Origin of the sequence: Faunimonas pinastri (assembly GCF_900110915.1) — a bacterium.
In the GTDB taxonomy this organism is placed as follows: domain Bacteria; phylum Pseudomonadota; class Alphaproteobacteria; order Rhizobiales; family Afifellaceae; genus Faunimonas; species Faunimonas pinastri.
Genome location: NZ_FOFG01000009.1, coordinates 60,911 through 83,383 on the forward strand (window position 1 = coordinate 60,911; position 22,473 = coordinate 83,383).

Below are 22,473 nucleotides of genomic sequence, written 5' to 3' on the forward strand. Positions count from 1 at the left end.
CCATGTCCCGATCAAAACCCGTCCGTCTCGGCGTCAACGTGCTGGCTTCCGGCCGTCACGACGCGGCATGGAAAAAGATTCCGAACCCGGAAACGGTGTCGACGGATATCGATGCCTTTGTCCGGATCGCGAAGGTCGCCGAACGCGGCCGTCTCGACGCGCTGTTCCTCGCCGACGGTCCGGGCGGGCTGGTGGAGGAAGCCTTCCACCGTCCGTGGCGGGCGCTGGAGCCCGTGTCGCTGCTGGCGGCGCTCAGCCAGGTGACCGACCATATCGGGCTGGTGGCGACGACCTCCACGATCTTCGGCCATCCCTATGCGGTCGCCCGGCAGATCGCCACGCTCGACCATATTAGCAAGGGTCGCGCGGCCTGGAACATCATCACCAGCCAGAACAAGGTCGCGCTGGACGCCTACGGCGTGGAAACCGGCTTCGGGCAGGAGGAGCGCTATCGTCGCGCGACCGAATTCGCCGAGATCGTCACCGGGCTCTGGGATTCCGTGCCGCAGGAAGCGGTGGTGGCCGATGCGGAGCGGCATGTCTTCGTCGATCCCGAACGCCTTCGACCGATCCATGTGCGGGGCACGCATTTCTCGTCCTCCGGCTGCCTTTCCGCGCCGGTGGGGCCGCAGGGACGCCCGGTGATCTTCCAGGCCGGACAATCGGCAGACAGCAAGGCTTTCGGCGCCCGCTGGGCCGACGCGCTCTTTACCGGCCAGCGGATGATCGAGGGCGGCAAGCAGTTCTATGCCGACGTGAAATCGCTGGCGCTCGCCAATGGCCGCGATCCGTCGCAGCTCCTCGTCATGCCCGGCCTGTTCCCGATTGTCGGCGGCACCGAGGCGGAAGCGCAGCGCCGCAAGGACGAGCTCGACGCGCTGCTCGACCACGCCTTCCTCAAGGAGGAACTCGCGACGCATCTCGGCATCCAGCCGGAGGATCTGAAGCTCGACGAACCCCTGCCCTACGAGCGGATAGCCGCCTCCAGTTCCGAGCCGATCGCCTCGCGCTGGGTGAAGAAGCAGATCGTCAGCGAGGCGCTGGCCCACGGCTACACGACCCGCCAGTCGCTGTTCAGCAACATCACAGGCGGCCATCGCATCGTCGTCGGCGCGCCGGAGCAGGTGGCGAGCGACATCCTGACATGGGTCGACGAGAACGCCAGTGACGGCTTCAACCTGAACATCGACATCCAGACCAGCGGACTGGAGGACATCGTGGATCACGTGATCCCGATCCTGCAGCGGGCCGGGCGCTTCCGCACCGAATACACCGGCCGGACGCTTCGCGAAAACCTGGGCCTGCAGCCCTTCTTCGCGGCCGGGCTGGACAGCGAACCGCTGCTCCGCACCGGCACCGACAACTGAGGCGAGCGGGACCATGCTGGACAAGACACGCCTCGAAACCCTTCCCGCGACGCCCGACTGGAGCGAGCCGACCCGCCGGCTGGGCCTCGCGGACGCCTTCGCCCGCTTTGCTGCAGACGCGGCCGAGCGGGACGTGGAGCGCCGTCCGATCCACGCGGAAGTGCAGGAGCTGAAGGCGGCGGGCTACGGCGCCGTGCGGCTTCCCACCGAGCTTGGCGGTGCCGGCCTCTCGCTGCCGGATCTCTTCGGACTGACGCGGGATCTCGCCACGGCGGACTCCAACGTCGCGCACGTCTTCCGCAACCACTTCCACGCCGTGGAACAGCATCTGAGGACGCCGGATGAGCCCTTCTCCGCCCGGCTTCTCGATCTGGCGCGGCAAGGCCGGATGTTCGGCGTCGCCTTTTCCGAAGTGACGCGCGATCCGGCGGGCGGACGGGGCACCGTGCCGGCGGCCGAACTCGCCTGGTCGGAGGCGGAAGGCCGCTACCGGATCTCCGGCACCAAGATCTACAGCACCGGCAACATGTATGCCGATCACCTGATGGTTTCCGCCCGCAGCGGCCGCACCGGCGAGGCGACCGCCTTCCTGGTGGGCACGGAAGCGGAGGGCGTGCGGCTGGAAGACGACTGGGACGGTTTCGGCCAGAAGCTGACCGGCTCGGGCAGGACGGTTTTCGACCGCGTGCCTGTCATGGAGACGGACCTCTTCACGCCGCCGGCGCAGGGACCGGATTCCTATGGCTACACGTTCCACCAAATCTATCTGACCACCATCGTCTCCGGGGTCGTGCAGCGCATCCTCATCGACGCGATCAACCTCGTGCGGGGGCGGAGCCGGAATTATTACCATGGCCTGGCGGACCATCCCCGGCAGGAGCCCGAGATCCAGTCCGTCATCGGCCGGATCGCCGGGTACCGTTCCGCCGTGATCGGGACGGTGGAGCGCGCCATCGCCGCTCTGGACGAGGCCTGGCTCGCGGCCGGCACGCCGGATGCACATGAGCTATCGGTGCAAGCCACCATCGCCGCGGCGGAAGCCAAGCTGGTGACGGACGAAGTGGCCGCGACGCTCGCCAGCCTCCTGATCGACGTGGCGAGCGGCAGCGGCGTTTCCGTGCGCAACGCTTTCGACCGCCACTGGCGCAACATCAAGGTCATCGCCGCCCACAATCCCCGCATCTACAAGGAGCGCGTGGTGGGCGACTTCCATCTCAACGGCACCCTGCCCCCCACCGGCGCCTTTTTCTAAAGCGAGCGCGAGGCCGATCATGACCAAGACAATTTCCGCCCGGGACCTTCGCGACCACTGGCGGGACGATCGCGAGATCGCCCTCCTGGACGTGCGCGAGGAAGGCCCGTTCTCCCAGGGGCATCCCTTGTTCGCCCTTTCCGTGCCGGTCAGCGAGATCGAGCAGAAGGTGCCCGCGTTGATCCCGCGCAAGTCGGCGCCCGTCGTCGTCTATGATTCCGGCGAGGGCTATGCCGGGCGCGCGGCCGAACGGCTCACCGCGCTGGGCTATACGGATGTCGCGATCCTGGAAGGCGGGCTGTCCGCCTATGCCGGGCACGGCGAGGTCTATATCGACGTCAACGTCCCCTCCAAGGCGTTCGGGGAACTCGTCGAATCCATCCGGCACACGCCGTCGCTGCCCGCCCCCGACGTGCACCGTATCCTCCAGACGGAAAACGACGTCGTCGTCCTCGACGCCCGCCGCTTCGAGGAATTCAACACGATGAGCATACCGCGCGGGCGCAGCGTGCCCGGCGGCGAGCTCGTCTATCGCATCAACGACGTTGCGCCCTCGCCCGACACGCTGGTGATCGTGAACTGCGCCGGGCGCACCCGCAGCATCATCGGCACGCAAAGCCTGATCGATGCCGGCATCCCGAACCGCGTGGTGGCGCTGCGCAACGGCACGATCGGCTGGACCCTGGCAGGGCTCGACCTCGCGAAGGCGCGGACGGAACGCGCGGAAGCCCCCTCCTCCGCCGGCCACCGGCGCGCCCGTGCCAACGCGGAAAGGTGGGCCGCCCATGTCGGCGTGCCGGTCATCGGGGCGCAGGATTACGAGCGCCTCGTGGCCGAACGCTACGAGCGGACGCTTTACCGGCTGGATGTCCGCACCCCCGAAGAACATGCCGCCGCCCATCCCGAGAGCTTCGTCTCGGCGCCGGGCGGTCAGCTCGTTCAGGCGACCGACGAATGGCTGGGCGTGCGTGGTGCGCGGATCGTGCTCTACGACGATGACGGCGTGCGCGCCCGCATGACGGCCTCGTGGCTGCACCAGATGGGCTGGGACGTGTCCGTGCTGGCGGACGATGTCGAGCTCCCCCCGGCCCGCAGCGAAGAACCGCGGCAGGTCGCTTCCCACGTGGACGCGGAGCGGGAGATCGAGCCGCGGGATCTCGCGAAGCTAGGCGATGCCGTGGTCGCGGATCTCGCCCGCAGCCCCGCCTACAGGGCCGGTCACATCCCCGGCGCCTGGTTCGTCTCCGGCCCGGAGCTTGCCCGCGATCTCGGGGCGCTGCCCGGCGAGGGACCTGTCGTGCTGACCTCGCCCGACGGCGCGTTGGCTGCCGCGAACCTCCGCCTGGCAACGGCCTCGACAAAGCGGACCGTCCACATCCTAAAGGGTGGCACGGCCGCTTGGCAGGCGGCCGGGCTGCCGCTCGACACCGCCGCGCGATGGGCCTCGCCGCCGCAGGACGTCTACAAGCGTCCCTACGAAGGCACCGACAACCAGAACGACAAGATGCAGGCCTATATCGACTGGGAACTGCAACTTGTCGCCCAGCTTGCCAATGACGGCATCTCCCGCTTCCGCGTGGTGCGCGCCGCGCCCGCCGAATCCGGCGGCGCGGGCTTCTCGGAGGCCGCCGAATGAGCGCCTCGTTTCAAGCCGCAGCCGCAGGACACGCCGGCATCGCCCCCGATCCGCGCCGCCCCCTTTCTCCCAAGACAGGTGAAGCCATGTCCCTTCGTCAGCCGACCCGGAGCTTCGAGATCCCGGAGCCCGCCCGGCTCTCTCCCGAACCCATTCCCGCCAGCCTCAAGGAGGCGATGCGCCACCTCGTCGGCGGCGTCTCGGTCGTGACGGCGGGCCTCGGCGACGAACGAACCGGGGCGACGGTGACCTCGGCGCATTCGCTTTCCGTCGATCCCGAAACCATGGTGGTCAGCATCAACCGCTCTTCCTCCACTTGGTTCGCGATCCAGAAGACGGGGCACTTCTGCGTGAACCTCCTTCGCGCCGACCAGCAGGACGTTGCCGACCGGTTCGCCGGACGTGGTGGCATCAAGGGCCCGCAGCGCTACGAGGGCGCGCGCTGGTCGGTGCTGGAAACCGGAGCGGCGGCGCTGGACGACGCGGTCGCCTCGGTGGATTGCGAGGTCGAGCACATCCTGGAGCGGCACAGCCACGCCGTGATCTTCGGCGCCGTCCGGGCCGTCGTGATCCGTGGCGGCCCGGCTCTCGTCTACAGCCACGGCCGCTACGGCGAGTATCGCCACGGGATGGAGCCGGTCGCCTGACCGTTCGTTCCTCGATGTGTCCGTCAGGCCGGGAGCGTGTGACGCTTTGCCGGCTTTACGGCCTTGTATTTCCAGCTGGTTTTTCTATTTTCCGTGTAGATTTATCCGGCCGCGATACGAGGGGTTTCCGTCCCGCAAATGCTGACGATGAAGGGCAAATACGGCCTGAAGGCCATGCTGCACCTCGCGGGAACGCCTGCGGGCAAGATGGTGCTTTCGGAGGAAATCGCCCGCACCAACGGTATTTCCAAGAAGTTCCTGGACGCCATCCTGGGCGACCTGCGCAATGCCGGCTTCATCCATGCCCGCAAGGGGCGCAACGGCGGCTACGTGCTTTCGCGCCCGCCGGAGGAGATCCGCGTCGGCCACATTCTCCGCGTGCTGGATGGGCCGCTGGCGCCGATCCCCTGCGCCAGCCGCACCGCGTATCGCCGCTGCAACGATTGCCAGGACGAGGAGCGCTGCCAGGTCCGGCTCGCCATGCTGGAAGTGCGCAACGCCATTTCCGCCATCCTGGACGAGAAGACGCTGGCCCAGTTCCGCTCCATGGGCACGGAGCTGGACGACGATCTGGCGGAACTGGCCATCAACGCCTGATCGCGGCGAAGCACCGGCTTCGCCCCTCCGGCCCCGGCGCCGTCCGTCCCGGCTTCCCTTCTCCCATTTCGAACCGGAGGCAGGCATGAGCGCGAGCCGGATCATCATTATCGGCGGCGGCGCGAGCGGGGTCCTCCTGGCCGCCCAGCTCCTGCGTACCTCCGGGGACCGGCTGAAGATCGCGCTGATCGAGCGGCGCGGGGGCATCGGCCGCGGCATCGCCTACAACACCGAAGAGCCCGACCACATCCTGAACACCCGCGTCGGCAGCATGAGCGCCTATGCCGACGATCCCGAGCATTTCTGGCGCTGGATCCAGGCATCGGAAGCGGCGAAGCCCTTCTGCGTGGCGGACACGTTCTGCTTCGTGCCGCGCAAGCTTTACCGGCGCTATCTGGAAGAACTCGTGGAGCCCTGGCTGAAGCATGGAGGCGACGGGCGGCTGGAAATCATCCACGGCGAATGCGTGGATGTGACGGAAACCGACGGCGGCGTCGCGGCGACGCTGGCCAGCGGCGAAAGCCATATGGGCCACATCGCCGTGCTCGCCACCGGGCATCACGTCCCGTCCTTCTCCTCCGGCAATGCCCTGCTGCATGCCTGGGTGTCGCCGGAAGAAGCGGGAATCCAGGAGGAGGCGGCCGTGCTGATCCTCGGCACCGGCCTTTCCATGATCGACTGCGCGATCCAGCTCATCAATTCCGGCCATCGCGGCCCGATTACCGCCCTGTCCCGGCGCGGCCTGCTGCCGCTTCCCCACAAGCGGAGCCAGCCGATCCGCATCGATCCCGCCGATATCCCCTTCGGCACCGACCCGGCGTACCTGCTGCACTGGTTCCGCGAAACGGTACGCTGGGCGACGGAACGCGGCGGTGACTGGCGCGACGTGGTCGACGGCATCCGGCCCTACACCCGGCAGATCTGGCAAAGCCTGTCGCCCGGAGGCAAGCAGCGCTTTCTCCGTCATGCCCGCACCTTCTGGGAGATCCACCGCCACCGCCTGCCGCCGGAAAGCGACCTCCGCGTCAGGCTGGCGCTCCAGAGCGGAAGGCTGGAGATCCTGGCCGGGCGCTTCCTGGGCATGGAACAGCAGGGAGCCGGGCCGCAGGAAGGCGGGTCGCTGACGGTCCGCTTCCGCCGACGCGGCAGCCGGGCGGTGGAAAGCCGGTCCGTGAACCACGTCATCGACTGCACCGGCATCCTTCGCGATCCCGCCGATCATGGCGACGCCTTGATCACCTCGCTGCTGGCACGCGGGATCGCACGGCGGGATCCCCTGGGGATCGGCATCGAGGTGGACGGGCGCTGCGCCGTGATCGACAGGCAGGGAACCTCGCGCCGCCGCATCTTCGCCGTGGGGCCCGTCACGCGGGCGCAGTTCTGGGAGGTGACCTCCATCCCGGATATCCGCAACCAGTGCGCGGCGCTCGGCGCCGAGTTCGCGGCGCAGCGTTAGCCGGGCGCGGAAGGAACCCTCTCTCTCCGAGCCGAGCCGGGCCGACCCGGGGCCGAGCCGGCCGGGGAGAGAGCCGTAAGAGGAGCGGGAACAGCTTTGCCGAAAATTCCATCTATTTAGTGGATTTTACTTTCTCTCCCGGGGCTTTCGTTCCTACCATCCGGCCATGGTTCGGCCTGGAGACGTGCAGCGGCTGCACGTGCCGGGGCCGCCGAGACCCGACAGGAGAACGTCGATGTCCTTCCAGCGATTTACGATCATCGGCGCTGCCGCGCTTGCCCTATCGATCGGCAGCGTCGTCCCGGCCTTTGCCGACGAGACGATCCTGAACGTGTCTTACGATCCGACGCGCGAGCTCTACAAGGAATACGACGCCGCCTTCGCCAAGCACTGGAAGGCGGAGACCGGCGAGACGGTCACCATCAAGCAATCTCATGGCGGCTCCGGCGCGCAGGCCCGCTCGGTGATCAACGGCCTCGACGCCGATGTGGTGACGCTGGCGCTCGACGCCGACATCGACGCGATCGCCAAGGCGACGGGCAAGATCCCCGCCAATTGGCGAGACCGGCTGCCGAGCCACAGCGCGCCCTACACCTCCACGATCGTCTTTCTCGTCCGCAAGGGCAATCCCAAGGGCATCAAGGACTGGGACGACCTGGCGAAACCCGGCGTCGAGGTGGTGACGCCCAACCCGAAGACCTCGGGCGGCGCGCGCTGGAACTACCTGGCGGCCTGGGCCTACGCGGAAAAGAAATTCGGCGGCGACGAGGCCAAGGTTCGGGATTTCGTCGGCAAGATCTACTCCAATGCCCCGGTGCTCGACACGGGCGCGCGCGGCGCCACCACGACCTTCGCCCAGCGCGGCATCGGCGACGTGCTGATCGCGTGGGAAAACGAGGCGCTCCTCGCGCTCGACGAGCTCGGCCCGGGCGAGTTCGAAATCGTCGTGCCCTCCGTCTCCATCAAGGCGGAACCGCCGGTCACATTGGTGGACGGCAATGCCGACAAGAAAGGCACCCGCAAGGTCGCCGAGGCCTATCTGAACTATCTCTATGAGCCGGAGGGCCAGAAGATGGCGGCCAGGAACTATTACCGCCCGATCCATCCCGAGGGCGTCGACCCCGCCGATCTGAAGCGCTTCCCCCAGATCAATCTGGTCACCATCGACGACCCGCTCTTCGGCGGCTGGGCCAAGGCGCAGCCCAAGCATTTCGGCGACGGCGGCGTCTTCGACCAGATCTACAAGGCGAAGTAGGCGTACCCTTGGAATGAACAGGGCGGCATCCGGGATGCCGCCCTTTCTTCATCTGGACGTCGGAGGCTTCAGGCGCCTTCCGTTCCCGCCAGCTGCGCCTGCGCGTCGTGCAGACGGCGATAGGCGCCGTCCTTCGCCAGGAGCTCGCGGTGGTTGCCGGCCTCCACGATGCCTTCCCGCCCGACCACCAGGATGCGGTCGGCGTGACGGATGGTGGCGAGGCGGTGGGCGATGATCAGCGTCGTCCGCCCCACTGAAAGCTCCGCCAGCGCGGACTGGATCATCCGCTCCGTCTCCGAATCCAGCGCCGAGGTCGCCTCGTCGAGGATCAGGATCGCCGGATCCTTCAGGAACATGCGGGCGATGGAAAGCCGCTGCTTCTGGCCGCCGGAAAGCTTCACGCCGCGCTCGCCCACCACAGTGTCGTAGCCGGCCGGCAGCGCCGCGATCGTGTCGTGAAGCTGCGCCCGCCGCGCCGCCTCCTCGATTTCCGCGTCCGTGGCTTCGAGCCGGCCATAAGCGATGTTCTCGCGCACCGTGCCGCCGAACAGGAACACGTCCTGCTGCACGATGCCGATCTGGCCCCGGAGCGACGCCATCGTCAGGTCTCGGATATCGATGCCGTCGACGATGATGCGTCCGCCCGTCACCTCGTAGAACCGCGGCAGCAGCGAGCAGATCGTCGTCTTGCCGGCGCCGGACGGCCCGACGAAGGCGATCGTCTCGCCCGGCTCCACGGTGAAGTCGATGCCGGCAAGCACCTTGCGGCCGTTGGAATAGGCGAAGGACACCTCCTCATAGCGAATGTGCCCTTCCAACTGCGGAGCGGCAATCGCCTCCGGGCGGTCCTCGATGTCCGGCCGCATGTCGATCAGCTCGCAATAGGAGCGGAACCCGGCGAGGCCCTTGGGATAGGTTTCGATGACGGCCGAGATCTTTTCCACCGGCCGGAAGAACACGCCGACGAGCAGCAGGAAACCGACGAAGCCGCCATTGCTCAGGGAGCCCTGCAGGACGAAATACGCGCCCGCCAGCATGACGACGAGCTGCGTCAGGCGCATGGAGAGATAGCTGAGCGAGGCGCTGGTCGCCATGATGCGATAGGCGGCGAGCTTGTTCTCGCGGTAGTGCCGGTTGTTCTCGGCGAAGAGCTTGCGCTCGTGGTCCTCGTTGGCGAAGGCCTGCACCACGCGGATGCCGCCGACATTCTCCTCGATACGGGCGTTGAAGTCGCCGACGCGGCTGTAGATCGCGCGCCATGCGCCCATCATCCGCCCGCCGTAGCGCGCGGTCACCCAGGCCGTCGCGGGCACGATGGCGGCGGTGATCAGCGCCAGCTTGCCGTTGACCAGGAACATCAGCACGAAGGCGCCGATAAAGGTCATGACGGCGATGAAGAGATCTTCCGGCCCGTGATGGGCGACCTCGCCGATCTCCTCCAGGTCCTTGGTGAGGCGGCCGACGAGATGCCCGGTCTTCTGGTTGTCGAAGAAGCCGAACGAGAGCTTCTGGAGATGGTCGAACGCCTTGCGGCGCATGTCCGTCTCCATGTTGATGCCGAGCATGTGGCCCCAGTAGGTCACCACGGCCATCAGCCCGGCATTCAGGATATAGACGAGGACGAGCGCCGCCGCGGCCAGCGCGATCAGCGCCCATTCGCGGCTGGGCAGGAGCTGGTCGACGAATAGCTTCACCGCCATGGGAAAGCCGAGCTCCAGCAGCCCGGCCAGCACCGCGCAGGAGAAATCCAGCACGAAGAGCCCGCGATAAGGACGGTAATAGGCAAAGAAACGTCGAAGCATCACGATCTACCAATGGGGGCCGTCGGCGGACGCCCGTCCGGGTTTGCGCCTGCCGGCTAGTTCCGCCCGACCCCGCGCCTGAGCAGCCAGACGAGATAGGGACCGCCGATCAGCGAGGCGAAGAGGCCAAGCGGCAGTTGATAGGGAAAAGTCAGCATTCGCGCCAGCCAGTCGGCGATCACCAACAGGGTCGCGCCGATCAGGACCGCCCCGGCAAGCTGCTCGCGCGGCCGCCGGAACCCGGCGTGGCGCGCCAGATGCGGCGCCATGAGGCCGACAAAGGAAAGCGGGCCTACGAAGACGGCGGCGGCACCGGTCAAAAGCGCGGCGAAGAGGACGAGCCAGAGGCTGGCCCGCCCGGCGTTCAGACCCAGGGCCGAGCCGGTCGCAGGCCCGAGCGGCAGGATCGACAGCCAGCGGCCGAAGACGAATAGCGGCGGCAGCAGCAGGCAGGCCGCCACGGCCGAGATGACGGCATCGCGCGGCAGGACGGCGTTGGTGGAGCCGCTGAACCAGCCGAGCAGCTGGAAGGCTTCCGGCTTGCCCGTGGCGATCAGCACCGTGATGACAGAGCCGCCCAGCGAACTCACCGCGATGCCGCCGAGGAGCAGCCGTTCCGGTCCGTAATGTCCGCGAACGGCAATTGCGAGGATCGCGAGCAGCGTCACGCCTGCCCCGACAACGGCGCCCAAAAGCTGCAGTTCGCGGCTCGGCGCGGTGACCGTCAGCAGCACGGCGGCGAGACCCAGCCCGCTACCGGTGGCGATGCCGAGCACTTCCGGGCTCGCCAGCGGATTGGCGGTGATACGCTGGAGAAGGACACCGGCGGCGGCGAGCATCGCACCCGAGGTGGCGGCGATGACGATGCGCGGCAGCCTCCAGGCCGCGAATTCGGCCAGATGGGACCCGAGCGCCAGCGACCAGCCATCCGGCCCCTTGCCGAGGAGCAGGCCCAGTGCCGCGGCCAGCACGAGGGCGGCCCCGACGATCAGGGCCGCCTTTCCCGGACGCATCCGGGGTGCCGCGACAGGCGCTTCGGGCTCCAGCGGTCGCGGTCGGGTGAGGCGCGGCAGGAGCCAGAGGAGCAGCGGCCCGCCGAGCAGCGCCGTCACCGCGCCGGTCGGCACGTCGGAGCCGCTTGCCTGCACGAGGCCGTCCGTCACCCAGAGGATCAGTCCGCCCAGCACCGGAGATGTCAGCAGCACGGCCTTTTGGGAGCGGGCACCGAGCGCGCGGGCGAGTGCCGGCGCGGCAAGGCCGACGAACCCGATGAGGCCCACTTCCACGCTGACGCCGACCGCCAGCCAGACGGCGACGACGAGCACGAGGAAGCGCATGGCGGCCACGCCCACGCCGAGACTTCTGGCGCTGGACTCATCAAGGGCGAGGATCGCCAAGGGTCGCAGCAGAAGCGCCGAGGCGACGCCGGCGATGCCAAGGCGGGCGAGGATGGTCAGCGTCGGCGCCCAGCTGTCCTGGATCAGCGATCCCCCGCCCCAGATGAAGAGCGACATCATGTAGTCGCCATTGGCAAGGATCAGCGCCGCGCCGAGCGCCCCGGCCGTCAGCGAGACCAGCATGCCGGAGAGCACGACCGAAACGGGATTGAAGCCGCCGCGCGACGTCAGCGCGAGCACCAGCAGAAAGGCTCCGAAGCCGCCGCCGAGCCCCACCCATTCGCGCGAGGTCGCCATCAGCGCCGGCGCGTAGACCGTGGCGAGCCCCAATGCGAGCTGCACGCCGGAGGCGATGCCGAGGGTGGAGGGTTCGGCGATGGGGTTGCGCAGCACGCGCTGGAACAGCGCGCCGGACAGCGCCAGCGACGCCCCGGCCGCGATCGCCACGGCCGCGCGCGGCAGGAGACTTTGGTAGAGCAGCAAACCGTTGATGGCCGGCGGGCGATCCGATCCCATCAGACGGAAGGCGGCGAGCAGCGTCAGCCCGGCGCCCAGAACAACGGCGAGGGCCAGCACCGCTCCCGGCCGCCGGAACAGTCTCCGCACCTCAGCCATTCGACGACGCCTCCAGCGAGGCCGCGAAGAGGCGGGCGAAACGAAGCGCGGCGGGCAGCGCGCCGAAGGCATCGACCGGCGGCAGGAACGTGGCGCGTCCCCCGGCCACCGCCGGCAGCGCCTTCCAGAGCGCGCTTTGCGGCAGCACGCGCCGGGCATCCGGCGGCACCGGCCCGACCACGACGATACGCGCCTCCGGCACTTCGGCCAGCGCTTCCAGTCCCACCGGCGCGGTGGCGCGATAGCTGGTGGGCCGCCGCCACGCATTGTCGAAACCGAGGCGGGAAAGTACGTTCCCGAACATGGAATCCTCGCCGAACGAGCGGACGTGACGGGGATCGCCGACATTGACGATGAAGACCGGCCGCCTCTCCCGCCCGGCGAGCGCCGCACGGATACGGTCGATCTCGGCGGCGGCATCGGCAACCACACGCTCTCCCGCGCCGGCGATACCCAGTCGCGCCGCAACCTCCCGCGTCGCCGCCTCGGCCTTGCCGTAGGGCGGCTCGCCCGGAACATAGATCGGCAGCGACAGGACCGGCGCGATCCGCTCCAGTTGCGGCCTCGCCCACTTGGCGAAGGGAGAGGACAGGATGAGGTCTGGTCTTGAAAGCAGCAGCTGCTCAAAATTAAGCGAACCGCGAAGGCCCAGATCGGCGACGCCGGCCGGTATCGGCGGCTCCACCACGATGCGGGCGTAAAGCTCCAGCTCCGCCGCCGCGACCGGTGGATGGCCGAGCGCCAGCAGGGTCTCCAGCATCGCCCAGTCCACCGCCGCGACCCGGCTGGGCGTTGCCGCTCCGGCCGGCCGAACCGCGCGGGCAAGCGCCAGCGCGCCGAGGCCGCCAAGCAGGGAGCGGCGGTCCAGTCCGTTTCGAAACGATGGTCGGGATGCGTGCATGGAGAAGATCGAAGTACCGGCGCCGGACCGCCCCGCTTTGCCCGATGGCATTTCGCGGGACAACACCGGTCGCGGACGGTCAGCCGCCGAGCTGGGCCGCACGGTTGAGAGCGGCGCCGAAGCCGTTCAGCGAAACGTTGAAGGTGACGGGATTGCCGTCCGCCATGTTGAGCGCCGAAACCGTCAGCTTCTGCCCTTTCTTCAGCGCCTCGACGGCCTGCGCCGGGAAGGAGATCGACAGCAGGCAACCGGCCGGGGTGCAGGTGGAGAAGCGGACGCCGTCGCCCAGATCCTTGTCGTCGAGCTTCAGGATCGCGCCGGCGTCGAAACTCAGGCCGAAAGGCATCAGCAGCGTGCCCTCCGTGTCGCCGTCCTTGGGTGCGCGCAGTTCGATGCCGAAGACGCGCTGCCCCGTCTCCTTGCTGCCCTGCGACTGGTTGAAGACGCAGACCCGGGCATTGTTGGCGATGCCGCAGTTCACCGTCCAATCGCCATAGACCTCGGTGATGGAGGTTGCCCCGTTCGCCAGCTGCACGGTCGGGCCGGGCGCGGGTGCCGGACTTGCCGCAGCGGGTGCCGGCTGCGGCGCGGCAGCCGGATGCGGCGGCGCGCCTTTTTTCGCCGGTGCCGCCTTGCCGGCATCGCCCGTGCCCAGCAGGTCCCATTTGGACGAGGCCGAGCCATCGCCGGACGGCTTCTGGGCAAGGGCCTGGCCCGAAAGGGAGACCATGGCGATCAACGCCATGGCAGCAACCGTTTTTGCGGCGGGGGCAAATGGCAGACGAGGCATGGGACTATCCGTTCAGATGAGCGACGATGCGCGCGCGGGCACCGACCGATCTGCTCGATTGCAAATACGACGACCGAATTCAAGTTTTATCCGGCGCCTTGCTGCATCGTGAACGAAAGCGGCGGTGAGCCCCTTATTCTTCTTCGGCGCGCAGCCGGTTCTCTTCCCGGGCGCGAAGCTCCTCGCGGCAGAGCGGCATCGGCTCCGTCGCCGGGCGGTGGAACTCGACGTAGAAGGCGACCGGGCCCATCGGCTCGACGGAATGCAGGATCGTCGGCTCCACGAGCCCGGGTCCGCTTTCCGGGGTCAGCGTCGCGTCCAGCGCATCGCGGCGCCGATCGGTGACGCGATAGCGCAGCGTTCCGCCCACGACATGGATCACGCCCCAGACGTCCGCCTTGTTGCCGTGGTCCTTCCGCAGGCCCGCGGGCAGCGTGGCTTCCGTGAAGAGGTCGGTTCGCCGATAGGACTCGAAGCCATCCGGCAGCCGGTCCGGGTTCTGCTGTGTTTCCATCGCCGTCTCCGTTTCCACCTCCCCGCTTCCGCTGGAAAACCTACAGCCGAGCCCTGCGCCGGGCTAGATCGGCCAGCAGTCGCTCCGGTGCGGGTGTCGCATTGCGTCCGCCCGGCCGGCGGGAGTAGGTGGTCGCCTTGCGTGTGGGCGCCGATCATCTCACGCCAGGAGGACCATGGTGCTTGACGAACATCCGGAAAAGCCCACCGCCTTGCAGCTCTTCCTGGTCTTTTCCCGGATCGGCCTGACGAGCTTCGGCGGCGGCCTCAGCGGCCTTTTCATGCGGGAGTTCGTGGACCGTCGCGCCTGGATCAGCCGCGACGAGTTCATGAACGGGCTGGCGCTCTCCCAGGCCCTGCCGGGCGTCAACGTCAAGAATCTCTCGATCTGGATCGGCTACCGCATCCGCGGCCGCTCCGGCGCGATCGCCGGCTTTCTCGGCACGATCCTGCCGCCGGCAATCTTCATCATCGTGCTGGCAAGCCTGTTCGCGCGGCTGACCCAGTTCGACCTCACGCAGTCGCTGCTGATCGGCGCCGGCGCGGCCGCCGTCGGGCTTTCCCTTTCCATGGGCCTGATCGCGGGCTGGCACGTGCCGCGCGAGGCCGTGCCCATGATCCTGATGGCGACGACCTTCGTGGCGATCGGGATCTTCCACCTGTCGCTGATCCTAACCGTGCTCGTTGCCGGCGGGATCGGCTTCGCCCACGCCTATTACCGAGCCGGGAGCTAGGCCGTGCAGAACCCGGTCTGGACCCTGATCGCGGTCTTCCTGCCGCTCTCCGTCGTCACCATCGGCGGTGGGCAGAGCGCGCTGGCGGAGATCCAGCGGCAGACGGTGGACGTGCAGCACTGGATGACCTCCGCCGATTTCGTCGACACCTTCGCCATCTCCCGCATGACACCGGGGCCGGGGTCGCTGATCGCGACCCTGATCGGCTGGAAGGTGGCGGGGCTCCCCGGCGCGATCGCGGCGACGCTGGCGCTTTTCGGGCCGACGTCTTTCCTGATCTATGCCGTCGCCCATCTCTGGACCCGCTATCGCGGGGCGCGCTGGCAGGTGGCGCTGGAAACCGGCCTCCGGCCCGTGGCGGCCGGCATGATCCTCGCTGCGACAAACGTGCTGATCCAGTCCATGTCCGGCGGCTGGCTCGCGCGCGGCATCTGCCTTGCCTCCGCCGCGGCGCTGACCTTTACCCGGGTCAATCCGGTGATCCTGCTGGCGCTGGGGGCCGCCACCTTCGCCGCCATACACCCGCTTCTATAGCGCCGCGCTTCCCCGTGGCCGACGGGAGGTCAGCCGGAACAGCAGAAACGCGACGCCCAGCATCGCGAGCGTGAAGAGGAACACCACGGAGGCCGCGGCATAGACGGTCGGCGCCGGGCCATATTGGAGGCTGCCATAAAGGTAGACCGGCAAGGTGTTCAGCCGGGGCGTGGTGAGAAACGTCGAGATGACGAGATTGTCGAAGGAGAAGGTGTAGGCCATGACCGCGCTGGCGAGGATCGCCGGCAGCATCTGCGGCAGCACGATGAACCGGAGCGTCTTCGCCCGCGTGCTGCCGAGGTCGGCGGCGGCTTCCTCCACCCGCCGGTCCAGCGTGAGGACGCGGGCGCGTACGATCAGCGCCACCACGGCGATCGCCACCGGCGTGATGCCCGCCACCAGCGTGGCCGAACTGAGCCGGATGGCGGTCACGGCATAGAAAAGCAGGGAGGAAACGCCGATCACCGATTCCGGCACGATCAACAGGAAATAGGTGATCGCGGAAAGCAGCCTGCGCACCGGCGGGCTCGGATGGCGGATCAGGGCATAGCCGAGCGCCGTGCCGACCAGCACCGAGATCAGCGCCGACCAGAAGGACACGACGAGGCTCGTGCCCACCGCGCGGCGCAGCGAGGTGTCGTGCCAGGCGGCGGGAAACCATTGCAGCGTCCAGCCGGTGAAGGTGGAAGTCTGCTTGCCCACGATGCCCAGGTTGAAGGCATAGACGAGCGCGCAGAGGATCGGCGCGAAGAGGAAGACGACGACCAGCGCGTACCAGAGCGCCAGCGCCCGATCCGTGGCCCTGCCCTGCAGGAGATTTGCCAGCCGGGACGATTCAGGGACGGGCGGAGGGCTCATCGCGGCACCTCGACGAAGCCCTTGGTCATGCGGGCGAGCGCCGCCACCAGCACGCCCACGGCAACGAGCACCAGCACCGCCATGGCGGAGCCCAGCGGATAGTTTTGCGATTGCAGATATTGCGACGAGATCGCCTGCCCCATCAGGAGGCCGCGCCCGCCGCCGAGAAGCCGCGGGATTACCAATTCACCCAGCATCGGCACGGCCGTCAGCAAGGCGGCGGTGGCGATCCCCGGCCGTGTCAGCGGCAGCGTGACGTGGCGGAAGGTGCGCCAGCGCGAGGCGCCGAGATCGCGGCTGGCTTCCACCAGCGCGCGCGGGATGCGGTCGAGCACCACGACCAGCGGGATGATGGCGATCGGCAGATAGGCATAGACCATGCCGATGAAGACAGCCGTCTGAGTGTCCAGGAGATCCAGCGGGCCGGCGTGCAGACCGACGCCGTTCAGCAGCCATTCCACGACGCCGCCGCGCGCCATCAGCATGGTGAGGGCCATGATGCGGATCAGGAACGAGGAGAAATACGGGATGAGGATCAGAAGCAGCGCGACGTTTTTCCGCCGACCGGAGAGCCGCGCGATGAAGAGCGCCGCCGGAAATGCGACGGCGAGGCAGAGGGCCGACGCCGTGACCGCGAAGCGCAGCGTTCTGAGAAACGTCGCGCCGTAGAAGCCGGACAGCGCGAGGCGGTAATTGTCGAGGGTGAAGCCGAGCTCGACGCCGCCGAAGAGCGAATGGCCGAAGGAAAAGACGAAGGTGAAGGCGAGCGGCAGCAGAAAGAAGACGGCGAGCCACAGCGCCGGCACCGCCGCGATCAGGTGATCGGCGACTGCGACGGAACGGCGCGGGCGGGCGGTTCTTCCACCGTCCGCGCTCCTTGCAGGGTTTCCGTTTGCCTGAGCCATTCCGGCCCGATCAGCCCGCAGCGGCCTGGATCTCGCTCTGCACCTGCAGATAGATGCCGATCGTCTTCGGATTGACGACGAAGGAGGTGAGCTTGGAAAAGTCCACGCCCTCGCCGCCGAAGATCAGGTCGACGTTCTTCACGTCGGTCCCGAGCTTGCCGCGCAGCCCCTTAATGGCGGCCGGGAAGCCGATATATTCCGTCTCGCTGACCTGCACCTCCGGCCGGAGCTGGTAGGACAGGAAGTCGTACGCCTGGTCGAGATTGGGCGCGCCCTTGGCGATCGCGTAATTGTCGACCCAGAGTTCGCTCGTCGGGCCCGGCACCACCCATTTCAGCTTGGGATTGAGCCCGATGGCGGCGCGTGCGGTGCCCTGGTTGCACTGGGCCAGCACGATGGAGCCGTTGGCCGCGGCATTGGCGTCGAGGGCGGTGAACGACTTCACGTTCCTGGCGAAGCTCTTGAGCCGCTCGCCCGCCTTGCGGATATCGGCTTCCCCGGCGGCGTTCCAATCCTTGCCGTCCAGCCAGAGCGCCGGGCCGATCGTTTCCCAGCCGGAATCCGACAGCCGGACCTTGCCCGAAACGCCCGGCTTCTCGCCCGCCTTGAAGAAATCCTCCCACGTGCGGATTTCGGTCCCCACCCCCTCGGGATCGTAGATCACGCCGAGGAGGCCCCAATCCTTGGGGATGGAGTACTTGTTGCCCCGGTCGTAGTCGCGGTCGAGCAGGTCCGGGTCGAGCGAGCCGAAGTCGAGCCGGCCGTGGTCCAGCTCCTCCAAGAGGCCCTTGGCGGCGAGCTGCTCGATCCAGCTCGACGAGGGAACCACGATATCGAAGCCCGCGCCTGCCGGGCTGTTCAGCTTGGCAAACAGCGTGTCGTCGGAATCGTAGGTGGAGATCGCCGGGGTGACGCCGGTTTTCTTTCTGTAGGCGGCGAGGCTCTCGGAGGAGAAGTAATTCGGCCAGGAATAGATGTTGAGCCCACCGGCGGCGAAGGCACGCGGCACATGCCCCAACAGGGCCGCCCCGGACGCGGCGCCGAAGAGCCCGAGGGTCTGACGGCGGTTGAGCATGCTGGTCATGGCAGGCGTTCCTTTCATCCAGTTCGCAGGCCGGGATCCGGCCGATAGACGCGTGCGGCCTCCGCCGCGAAGCTGACGGCGATCCGGCTGCCGGGTGCCAGTTGGCCAGGGCTGCCGGGCTCCGTTCGCGGCCGCACCGATTCAAGATCGAGGCCACCCGCCGTCCGCGCCCTCAGCCGCATGGACGAACCGAGGGTGACGATATCGACGAGATCGGCCGGGATGCGGTTCGGCCCGCCTTCGCTCTCGTCCCAGGCGCTGAAGCGCGTCGCCTCCGGCCGCACCACGACCAGCGCATCGCTGCCCCTCGCGAGATCGGCCCCGCCGCCGGCATGAAGAGGACCGAAATCGGTGGCGATCACCGGATGCGGCCCAATCGTTTCCACCCGGCCCGGAATGGCGTTGCCGCTGCCGACGAAGAGCGCCACCCAGGCGTCCGCCGGATCGTCATAGACCTCCGACGGCGTGCCGACCTGCACGAAGCGCCCGTCGCGCATCACGGCCAGCCGGTCGGCCATGCCGAAGGCTTCTTCCTGATCGTGGGTGATGTAGAGAAAGGTCGCGCCGAGTTCGGCCTGCACGCGCCGGAGCTCGCGCTGCATCTCGTCGCGGAGCTTGCGGTCGAGCGCGCCCAGCGGCTCGTCGAGAAGCAGCACCTCCGGCTCGTTGGCCAGCGCCCGGGCCAAAGCAACGCGCTGCTGCATGCCGCCGGAGAGTTCGTGCGGACGCTGCCCCGCCACTCCCTCCAGACGCACCAGCGCCAGCATGTCGCGCGCCCGGGCATGACGCCCGCGTCGCGACAGGCCCTGCATTCGCGGCCCGTAGGCGACGTTTTCCAGCACGTTCATGTGCGGGAAGAGCGCGTAGCTCTGGAACACGGTGTTGACGCGCCGCCGCTCCGGCGGATCGAGCGTCACGTCGCGACCGCCGATCTCGACGGAGCCCTCGTCCGGCCGCTCGAAACCGGCGACGATGCGCAGCAAGGTCGTCTTGCCGCTGCCGCTCGGGCCGACGATCGCCAGGAACTCGCCCCGCTCCACCCGCAGAGAGAGCCCGGCCAGCACGGCCCTGCCGTCGAAGCTCTTCGTGAGCCCCCGGAGAGCTACGGCCACATCTCGCGAATCCACCAGGTCGATCTCATCGGGAAAGAGAGAAACAGGCGGACCGTCCCGCCAGGACGGGACCTTATCCCAAGCCGGCGCCATATCGAAAGGCGTTCATTCGCCGCCCTGCCGCTCGCGGGCAAGGCTCCGGAAACGACGGGGACGCTCTTTATTCCAGCACGGCTTGCTCGGCGTGAACCGGCCTTGGATAGTCAGGAGCCCTAGGCCGCGACAATTCCACGGCAACGCCGCTCGCGGCAGCGGCTTCCGCGATCTCCTGGGCGATTGCGACGGGATCCAGCCCGCAGGCCGGGTAGGTTCTGGACAAGCGCCAGGCCAGCGGGCCCGAAGCGATGACGGTGGGTTTCGAGATCGCTTCCGAGACGATGGCCCGGATCTCTTCCAGCACCAGAGCCTGAATCAGCGAAGCGCTGCCAGCGTCCTCTCCCATCGAATTCTCCGCCGTTCACCCAGGAGCGGGTCTACGCCTTTGGAGGCGGGGGTGGATTATCAGAGGTTAATCACGGGATCGGACGCCGCCGCGCATCGTCAGCGCTGCCAAAGCGGGCGCAGGCGGGGCGGCAAGTTCCCGGATGTGCTATGAATATCCTACAAACGACCCCATCGGACGGAACGGAATTCATCATGCGCGACGTTCTCGTTCTCGGTGCCGGCGCGGTGGGCGTCTCGAGCGCTCTTCACCTGCAGAAGCGGGGCTGGTCGGTGGTGCTCGTCGACCGTCTCGGGCCCGGACGGGCTACCAGCTACGGCAATGCCGGGATCATCCAGAGCGAGGCCGTCGAGCCCTACGCAATGCCGCGGAGCTGGGCGGCTCTTTGAGACATGGCCGCGAGACGAAGCAACGACGTGCACTACACCCTCGACGCCTTGCGCGCCCAGGCCGGGCCGCTGCTGCGATACTGGTGGCACTCGGCGCCGTCGCGTCACCGGTCGATCTCGTCGGCCTATGCCAGCCTTATCCGCAGGGCCACGGCGGAGCACGGCGACCTGATCGGGGAAGCCGGTGCCGAGGCGCTCGTTCGATCCGGCGGGTTCCGCATCCTGCATCGCACGCAAGCGGCCATGGAGGATGCGATCCGGGAAGCGGAGCGCCTGAAAGCCTCCTACGACGTTCCCTTCGCCGCCTTGTCCGCGACCGAACTGCGTGTCGCGGAGCCCTCGCTGAAGGTGACCGGGGCCGGCGCGATCCATTGGACGGAGCCCATGTCGGCGAGCGATCCGGGCGGCCTGGTGGAAGCCTATGCGAGCCTTTTCCGTCGTTGCGGTGGCGAAATCCGCGTTGCGAACGCCGCGACCTTGCGTCGGGCGGGCAATGGCTGGAGCGTCCAGACCACGGATGGGGCGATCAAGGCCGAGGAAATCGTGGTGGCGCTCGGTCCCTGGTCGCCCGACCTGCTCCGGCCGCTCGGCTATCGTATCCCGATGATCCGCAAACGCGGATATCACCGGCACTGGTCCAGCCCTCAACCGCTTCGGCTGCCGCTTCTCGATGGGGCGAACGGCTATGTGCTCGCCCCCATGGCGAAAGGGCTGCGGATCACCACGGGGGCGGAGCTGACGAAATTCGACGCGCCCGCCACCCCGGTGCAGCTGCGCCGCGCGGAGGAGGCCGCCGCCGAACTCCTGGATCTCGGCGCCCCGGTCGAGGCCGAGCCCTGGTTCGGCACGCGTCCCTGCATGCCGGACATGCTGCCCGCGATCGGACCGGCGCCGCGCCACAAGGGGCTCTGGTTCAACTTCGGACACGGCCACCAGGGCTTCACCCTGGGTCCGGCAAGCGGCCGGCTGCTGGCCGAGCTGATGTCGGGCGAAAAGCCCTTTGTCGCTGCCGAACCGTTCAGCCCGCGACGCCTGCCGGCCTGAGGACACTTCGCGGGATCACACCGCCAAAAGGATTTCGTCGGGATCGCCGGGCATAGGAACCAGAAAGCATGGACATCCACGACGCCGCCGCGACGGCCCGTCTTCTCGACTATCCCAGCCTGATCGAAACGCTCGCGACCGTGGTCGAAGAATACGGCCGGGGCGAGATCGTGAGCCCCGAGCGCCTCGTGGTGCCGACCGGCGACCGACGCGGGCTGCTGCTGTCCATGCCATGCGACGCGCGCGATATCGTGGCGCACAAGCTGCTGACGATCTATTCCGGCAACCCGGCCTCCGGCCTTCCCGCCATCCAGGGACAGGTGACCGCGTTCGACGCAGCGAACGGAACGCCGCTCTTCTGCCTGGACGGCCCGACCGTCACCGCCCGGCGCACCGCCGCGATCACGCTGCTCGGCATCCGGCATCTCGCCCCGTCCGCACCCCGCTCCGTGCTGCTGATCGGCACGGGCGCGCAGGCGCTCGGCCACGTCGAGGCGCTGCTGGCGATCTATCCCGAGGTTTCGATCCGCGTTCGTGGTCGATCGGCCGCCAGCGCGCGGGTTTTCTGCGAGCGTGCCGGCGGCCGGCACGGGCAGGTGGTGCCGGACAGCACGGCTGCGGGACCGGTCGATGTCGTCATCGCCGTCACCAGCAGCAAGATCCCGGTCTATGACGAGGAAGCCGACGCCGCCCGCCTCGTCGTCGGGGTCGGCGCCTACCGCCTCGACATGATCGAAATCGGAGCCAGGCTGATCCGGGGCAGCCAGGTCTATGTCGACGATCCCATCGGCGCACCGGTGGAAGCAGGCGATATCGCTGCCGCCGGCACGGACTGGAGCACTGTGCGGCCGCTCGCCTCGGCACTGTCCGGACAGTCCGACTTCGCCCGGCCCATTTTCTTCAAGAGCGTCGGCTGCGCCGCCTGGGATCTCGCGGCCTGCCGGGCCGCAAGAACGGCGCTGACGCGGCTTTGACCGATCAGCCCAAGGCGGTCGCCATATAGCCCGGGCGCGACTTCGCCGACTTCTTCGGGGCCATCCTGACCGATGGGGCAACCCGATATCCGCAGAACCGCATCCGGCACACACATCGGCCCACTCGGAACACGAGGGCAGAGAGAGCGGGAGGGCCGCTGACGGAGAT

20 protein-coding genes and 1 pseudogene are annotated in these 22,473 nt (G+C 68.1%); 11 read left to right on the forward strand and 10 right to left on the reverse strand.

The genetic code is table 11. The features are described from left to right. The first annotated feature begins 2 nt into the window (after positions 1 to 2). The 7 genes from BMY25_RS12725 to BMY25_RS12755 all read left to right on the forward strand — a co-directional run bounded on the left by BMY25_RS12725 (position 3) and on the right by BMY25_RS12755 (position 8,210). Positions 3 to 1,367 carry an NtaA/DmoA family FMN-dependent monooxygenase gene (locus BMY25_RS12725; RefSeq protein ID WP_092497110.1) on the forward strand — a complete coding sequence of 455 codons (1,365 nt, stop codon included), beginning with the start codon at positions 3 to 5 and terminating at the stop codon, positions 1,365 to 1,367. 13 nt (positions 1,368 to 1,380) lie between these two features. Next, entirely contained in the window at positions 1,381 to 2,619 is a 1,239-nt protein-coding gene (locus BMY25_RS12730; protein ID WP_092497112.1) for an acyl-CoA dehydrogenase family protein, read from the forward strand. A 19-nt stretch (positions 2,620 to 2,638) separates the two neighbouring features. Further along, positions 2,639 to 4,255 carry a rhodanese-like domain-containing protein gene (locus tag BMY25_RS12735; protein WP_092497114.1) on the forward strand — a complete coding sequence of 539 codons (1,617 nt, stop codon included), beginning with the start codon at positions 2,639 to 2,641 and terminating at the stop codon, positions 4,253 to 4,255. Positions 4,256 to 4,341: 86 nt separating this feature from the next. Further along, positions 4,342 to 4,902, forward strand: a complete 561-nt coding sequence (locus BMY25_RS12740; RefSeq protein WP_092497116.1) for a flavin reductase family protein — start codon at positions 4,342 to 4,344, stop codon at positions 4,900 to 4,902. Positions 4,903 to 5,040: 138 nt separating this feature from the next. Then, positions 5,041 to 5,499, forward strand: coding sequence for an RrF2 family transcriptional regulator (locus BMY25_RS12745; RefSeq protein ID WP_092497118.1), 459 nt, complete (start codon positions 5,041 to 5,043; stop codon positions 5,497 to 5,499). A gap of 85 nt (positions 5,500 to 5,584) precedes the next feature. Then, a complete protein-coding gene (locus tag BMY25_RS12750; RefSeq protein ID WP_092497120.1) occupies positions 5,585 to 6,955 on the forward strand; it encodes an FAD/NAD(P)-binding protein in 1,371 nt (456 codons plus the stop codon). A gap of 235 nt (positions 6,956 to 7,190) precedes the next feature. Then, positions 7,191 to 8,210, forward strand: coding sequence for a sulfate ABC transporter substrate-binding protein (locus BMY25_RS12755; RefSeq protein WP_092497122.1), 1,020 nt, complete (start codon positions 7,191 to 7,193; stop codon positions 8,208 to 8,210). A 68-nt stretch (positions 8,211 to 8,278) separates the two neighbouring features. Here BMY25_RS12755 and BMY25_RS12760 read toward each other — a convergent pair whose 3' ends face one another. From BMY25_RS12760 to BMY25_RS12780, 5 genes are all read right to left on the reverse strand, one after another. Next, positions 8,279 to 10,012 carry an ABC transporter ATP-binding protein gene (locus BMY25_RS12760; RefSeq protein ID WP_092497124.1) on the reverse strand — a complete coding sequence of 578 codons (1,734 nt, stop codon included), beginning with the start codon at positions 10,010 to 10,012 and terminating at the stop codon, positions 8,279 to 8,281. Between the two features lie 56 nt (positions 10,013 to 10,068). Then, positions 10,069 to 12,024, reverse strand: coding sequence for a Fe(3+)-hydroxamate ABC transporter permease FhuB (gene fhuB, locus BMY25_RS12765; protein WP_092497126.1), 1,956 nt, complete (start codon positions 12,022 to 12,024; stop codon positions 10,069 to 10,071). Beyond that, positions 12,017 to 12,925: an iron-siderophore ABC transporter substrate-binding protein gene (locus BMY25_RS12770; protein WP_092497128.1), complete on the reverse strand. Its 909-nt coding sequence runs from the start codon at positions 12,923 to 12,925 to the stop codon at positions 12,017 to 12,019. Before BMY25_RS12770 ends, fhuB begins: the two co-directional genes overlap by 8 nt. A gap of 79 nt (positions 12,926 to 13,004) precedes the next feature. Further along, positions 13,005 to 13,715, reverse strand: a complete 711-nt coding sequence (locus tag BMY25_RS12775) for an invasion associated locus B family protein (protein ID WP_238858310.1) — start codon at positions 13,713 to 13,715, stop codon at positions 13,005 to 13,007. Positions 13,716 to 13,848: 133 nt separating this feature from the next. Beyond that, entirely contained in the window at positions 13,849 to 14,229 is a 381-nt protein-coding gene (locus BMY25_RS12780; protein WP_092497300.1) for a TehB family protein, read from the reverse strand. Between the two features lie 175 nt (positions 14,230 to 14,404). Between BMY25_RS12780 and BMY25_RS12785 the strand changes: the two genes are divergently transcribed. Next, the gene (locus BMY25_RS12785) at positions 14,405 to 14,962 is read left to right on the forward strand and encodes a chromate transporter (protein WP_092497130.1); all 558 of its coding nucleotides are present in this window, start codon (positions 14,405 to 14,407) and stop codon (positions 14,960 to 14,962) included. A gap of 3 nt (positions 14,963 to 14,965) precedes the next feature. Continuing rightward, on the forward strand, positions 14,966 to 15,496 hold the full coding sequence (locus BMY25_RS12790) for a chromate transporter (protein ID WP_092497132.1): 531 nt from the start codon (positions 14,966 to 14,968) through the stop codon (positions 15,494 to 15,496). Here the strand turns inward: BMY25_RS12790 and BMY25_RS12795 are convergent. The 5 genes from BMY25_RS12795 to BMY25_RS12815 form a co-directional block, all read right to left on the reverse strand. After that, a complete protein-coding gene (locus BMY25_RS12795) occupies positions 15,491 to 16,354 on the reverse strand; it encodes an ABC transporter permease (protein WP_092497134.1) in 864 nt (287 codons plus the stop codon). The genes BMY25_RS12790 and BMY25_RS12795 overlap by 6 nt on opposite strands. Next, positions 16,351 to 17,259, reverse strand: a complete 909-nt coding sequence (locus BMY25_RS12800) for an ABC transporter permease (protein WP_092497136.1) — start codon at positions 17,257 to 17,259, stop codon at positions 16,351 to 16,353. The genes BMY25_RS12795 and BMY25_RS12800 overlap by 4 nt, the downstream gene beginning before the upstream one ends. A gap of 10 nt (positions 17,260 to 17,269) precedes the next feature. Next, positions 17,270 to 18,343: an ABC transporter substrate-binding protein gene (locus BMY25_RS12805; protein ID WP_177176851.1), complete on the reverse strand. Its 1,074-nt coding sequence runs from the start codon at positions 18,341 to 18,343 to the stop codon at positions 17,270 to 17,272. Between the two features lie 14 nt (positions 18,344 to 18,357). After that, complete coding sequence (locus tag BMY25_RS12810; protein ID WP_177176852.1) at positions 18,358 to 19,470, reverse strand: ABC transporter ATP-binding protein; 1,113 nt, start codon at positions 19,468 to 19,470, stop codon at positions 18,358 to 18,360. A gap of 145 nt (positions 19,471 to 19,615) precedes the next feature. Further along, positions 19,616 to 19,897, reverse strand: coding sequence for a hypothetical protein (locus tag BMY25_RS12815; RefSeq protein ID WP_092497142.1), 282 nt, complete (start codon positions 19,895 to 19,897; stop codon positions 19,616 to 19,618). 194 nt (positions 19,898 to 20,091) lie between these two features. Here BMY25_RS12815 and BMY25_RS12820 point away from each other — a divergent pair. After that, a pseudogene (locus BMY25_RS12820) lies at positions 20,092 to 21,330 on the forward strand (NAD(P)/FAD-dependent oxidoreductase). A 68-nt stretch (positions 21,331 to 21,398) separates the two neighbouring features. After that, complete coding sequence (locus BMY25_RS12825; RefSeq protein ID WP_092497144.1) at positions 21,399 to 22,304, forward strand: delta(1)-pyrroline-2-carboxylate reductase family protein; 906 nt, start codon at positions 21,399 to 21,401, stop codon at positions 22,302 to 22,304. Positions 22,305 to 22,473 lie beyond the last annotated feature (169 nt).

Coding starts and splice junctions, on each gene's coding strand:
- BMY25_RS12745 (WP_092497118.1), top strand. CDS start 5,041: ATGCTGACGATGAAGGGCAAATACGGCCTGAAGGCCATGCTGCACCTC.
- BMY25_RS12740 (WP_092497116.1), top strand. CDS start 4,342: ATGTCCCTTCGTCAGCCGACCCGGAGCTTCGAGATCCCGGAGCCCGCC.
- BMY25_RS12755 (WP_092497122.1), top strand. CDS start 7,191: ATGTCCTTCCAGCGATTTACGATCATCGGCGCTGCCGCGCTTGCCCTA.
- BMY25_RS12815 (WP_092497142.1), bottom strand. CDS start 19,897: ATGGGAGAGGACGCTGGCAGCGCTTCGCTGATTCAGGCTCTGGTGCTG.
- BMY25_RS12725 (WP_092497110.1), top strand. CDS start 3: ATGTCCCGATCAAAACCCGTCCGTCTCGGCGTCAACGTGCTGGCTTCC.
- BMY25_RS12800 (WP_092497136.1), bottom strand. CDS start 17,259: ATGGCTCAGGCAAACGGAAACCCTGCAAGGAGCGCGGACGGTGGAAGA.
- BMY25_RS12770 (WP_092497128.1), bottom strand. CDS start 12,925: ATGCACGCATCCCGACCATCGTTTCGAAACGGACTGGACCGCCGCTCC.
- BMY25_RS12780 (WP_092497300.1), bottom strand. CDS start 14,229: ATGGAAACACAGCAGAACCCGGACCGGCTGCCGGATGGCTTCGAGTCC.
- BMY25_RS12795 (WP_092497134.1), bottom strand. CDS start 16,354: ATGAGCCCTCCGCCCGTCCCTGAATCGTCCCGGCTGGCAAATCTCCTG.
- BMY25_RS12760 (WP_092497124.1), bottom strand. CDS start 10,012: ATGCTTCGACGTTTCTTTGCCTATTACCGTCCTTATCGCGGGCTCTTC.
- BMY25_RS12750 (WP_092497120.1), top strand. CDS start 5,585: ATGAGCGCGAGCCGGATCATCATTATCGGCGGCGGCGCGAGCGGGGTC.
- fhuB (WP_092497126.1), bottom strand. CDS start 12,024: ATGGCTGAGGTGCGGAGACTGTTCCGGCGGCCGGGAGCGGTGCTGGCC.
- BMY25_RS12785 (WP_092497130.1), top strand. CDS start 14,405: ATGGTGCTTGACGAACATCCGGAAAAGCCCACCGCCTTGCAGCTCTTC.
- BMY25_RS12735 (WP_092497114.1), top strand. CDS start 2,639: ATGACCAAGACAATTTCCGCCCGGGACCTTCGCGACCACTGGCGGGAC.
- BMY25_RS12825 (WP_092497144.1), top strand. CDS start 21,399: ATGGACATCCACGACGCCGCCGCGACGGCCCGTCTTCTCGACTATCCC.
- BMY25_RS12805 (WP_177176851.1), bottom strand. CDS start 18,343: ATGACCAGCATGCTCAACCGCCGTCAGACCCTCGGGCTCTTCGGCGCC.
- BMY25_RS12730 (WP_092497112.1), top strand. CDS start 1,381: ATGCTGGACAAGACACGCCTCGAAACCCTTCCCGCGACGCCCGACTGG.
- BMY25_RS12775 (WP_238858310.1), bottom strand. CDS start 13,715: ATGCCTCGTCTGCCATTTGCCCCCGCCGCAAAAACGGTTGCTGCCATG.